Annotated in this window: 4 protein-coding genes; all 4 read left to right on the plus strand. The window is 52.5% G+C overall.

All coding sequences use genetic code 11. The features are described 5' to 3' along the window. Positions 1 to 243: 243 nt before the first annotated feature. From EJQ19_RS23575 to EJQ19_RS23590, 4 genes are read left to right on the plus strand one after another with little or no spacing between them, the layout of a single operon-like run. The gene (locus EJQ19_RS23575; protein WP_126143701.1) at positions 244 to 540 is read left to right on the plus strand and encodes a hypothetical protein; all 297 of its coding nucleotides are present in this window, start codon (positions 244 to 246) and stop codon (positions 538 to 540) included. Between the two features lie 40 nt (positions 541 to 580). Further along, entirely contained in the window at positions 581 to 1,246 is a 666-nt protein-coding gene (locus EJQ19_RS23580; protein ID WP_126143702.1) for a PspA/IM30 family protein, read from the plus strand. Beyond that, positions 1,243 to 1,698 carry a PspC domain-containing protein gene (locus tag EJQ19_RS23585; protein WP_126143703.1) on the plus strand — a complete coding sequence of 152 codons (456 nt, stop codon included), beginning with the start codon at positions 1,243 to 1,245 and terminating at the stop codon, positions 1,696 to 1,698. The genes EJQ19_RS23580 and EJQ19_RS23585 overlap by 4 nt, the downstream gene beginning before the upstream one ends. A gap of 3 nt (positions 1,699 to 1,701) precedes the next feature. Then, on the plus strand, positions 1,702 to 2,391 hold the full coding sequence (locus EJQ19_RS23590) for a PspA/IM30 family protein (protein WP_126143704.1): 690 nt from the start codon (positions 1,702 to 1,704) through the stop codon (positions 2,389 to 2,391). Positions 2,392 to 2,437 lie beyond the last annotated feature (46 nt).

Consider the following 2,437-nt stretch of genomic DNA (forward strand, 5'->3'; position numbering starts at 1 on the left):
GGCTTTACCTCAAATCGAACAATAAACGAAGCAATGCCTGCGTTTTTGCATCCTTCCTCTATCGACCGGTCAGCCCTCCCATGTTCACCCTGCCAAATGCCCGCCATCACAGGTCTTAGACCCTCCCCGACTTAGGTCTAGGTCGAAATACCGTCCGGGGTCCGTTTTGGGAAAGCCCCATTTTACCTACAATAAAACTATAAACAAGACACCACAACAACAAACGAAAGGCGGTGATGAAGAGTGAAAAGAAATACAGGCTTAGCGATCGTGTTGATCGCATTCGGTGCCCTGATTTTGTTCCACAATCTCGGTATTCATATCGGTTCGCTATTTGGCTCCATCATGGGGTATGTGATTCCGGCGGCGATGGTTGCACTTGGCTATGTGGGCATTAAGAACGGCAGCAAATTGGCTTGGGTGATTGCCGGACTAGGCGTCATCATTCTGGTTGGCAAGCTGGCAGGCTGGATCATTATTCTCCTGGCGATTGGCTTGATCGCTTATGGGTTTTCCATGTTGAAACGCAGAACGGTGTAAGGAGTTCCAATACAGAGAGTGAAAAAGGTGGAATGAGATAATGAGCATTTTTCGGCGAGTGAGAGACATAACCGTTGCTTCGTTAAATGAGCAGCTGGAGCGAGCGGAAGACCCGGTTCGCTTCATCGATCAATACTTAGTCTCGCAGCGCGAGCAAATTCAGCAGTCGGAGCGGTTGTATCAGCAGTGCGTCAGCCACGCGGCTTCGCTGAGAGCGCAGTATTTATCGGCGCTGGAAACGAAAGAAAAGCGCGAGCATCAAGCGATGCTGGCTTTGAAAGCCGGCGAGGAGCATATGGCCCGCATCGTGCTGCAAGAGAAGCTGCAAGCGGAAGAGAAGAGCGCGCAGTACCACGAGCTTTACGAGCAAGCGAAGCAATCCATCCTTGAATTGGATGAGGAGCTGCAGCAGCTCAAAAGCGACTACAAAGAAGTGGCAGATAAACGCAGCTACTACCTGGCCCGAATGGAATCCGCCCGCCTGCAGCAGCGGCTGCATGCAAGAAGCAGCGTGATGCAGGACGGCACGCCGCGGATGTTCGGACGCCTCGAAGAGCGCGTATCCGATATGGAGCTTCACGCGAGAACGCTGCGCGATGTTCGGCGCATGGGCCGCGAAGGCTTCTACGGCGGGGGCAACCCGGCGGTAGACGCCGAGATGGAAGCACTTCGCAATAGACTGAAACAGGAGGGAGCAGGAACATGAGCAAACTATACCGCTCACGCAGAGACAAGAAAGTGACCGGCTTATGCGGCGGCTTGGCGGAAGCAATGAACGTCGATGCGACGCTGCTGCGGTTGCTCGTTGTCATCACGACGTTCTTCACGGGCGGCACCGTCATTTTCATCTACTTTATCGCAGCGATCGTCATCCCGAAAGAACCTGGCTACGATCAGCCTCCCTACGATCCTTATATGAATTCTTATGGCCGTCAGCCGTACCAAGGCGGATGGCAGTCGCCCAAGCCGTATCCTCCGCAGCATGCACCGCACCACGGTGGCGGTCACAACGCTTTTGAAGCGGCGAAGCCGGCAAACAACATTGATGAAATGATGAAAGACATTGAAAAGAAAGCTTTGCAACGCGAAGTGGAAGAATTGAGAGCCAAAGTCGCTCGTTTTGAAAAACAATCTAACGAACCTAAAGGAGACGTGTAAACCATGGGAGTATTTACTAGAATGAAAGATATGACGAAAGCATCGATTCACGAGGTATTGGATAAAATTGAAGATCCGATTGTGATGTTGAACCAATATCTGCGCGACATGGAGCAGGAAATTGCGCAAGCCGAAGTGACGGTAGCGCGCCAAATCGCCAGCGAGCGCAAGATGAAGCAGCGCCTGGAAGAGTCCGTACGCCTTGTCGCTGACCGCGAAGCCAAAGCGGCTGCGGCGATCAAGAACGGTCAAGAAGCGATTGCCCGCCAAGCGCTTGAGGAAAAATTGTACCACGAAGAAAAAATCGCGGAATACAATGATCTGCATGCTGCGGCGAAAGCGCACGCTGATGAGTTGACGATGCAGCTTCACGAAATGAAAGATGAATTCTACAAAATGCGCAACAAACGCAACGAGCTGGTATCCCGCGCTCAACTTGCGAAAGCGAAGAAACAAATGGCGCAGGTCACGTACAACGGCGTTATCGAGAGCGGCAACGCAGCTCGCGGCTTCCACCGCATGGAAGAAAAAATCATGCAAATGGAAGTCGAAGCGGAAATCGCCCGCAAGCCATACGTACCGGCTGGCTCCGTGAGCAGCTACGTGCCTGTGGACGCAGCGAAGCAAGCGCGTGTGGATGAGCAGCTGAACCTGCTCAAAGAGAAATTGAACAGCACGGCGGCGGCTGAGTAAGCTGCGGCCAATATTAAGATGAAATAGAACGAAGAAGCTATGCGAC

The sequence above is a fragment of the Paenibacillus whitsoniae genome (genome assembly GCF_003955665.1).
GTDB classification, from domain to species: domain Bacteria; phylum Bacillota; class Bacilli; order Paenibacillales; family NBRC-103111; genus Paenibacillus_E; species Paenibacillus_E whitsoniae.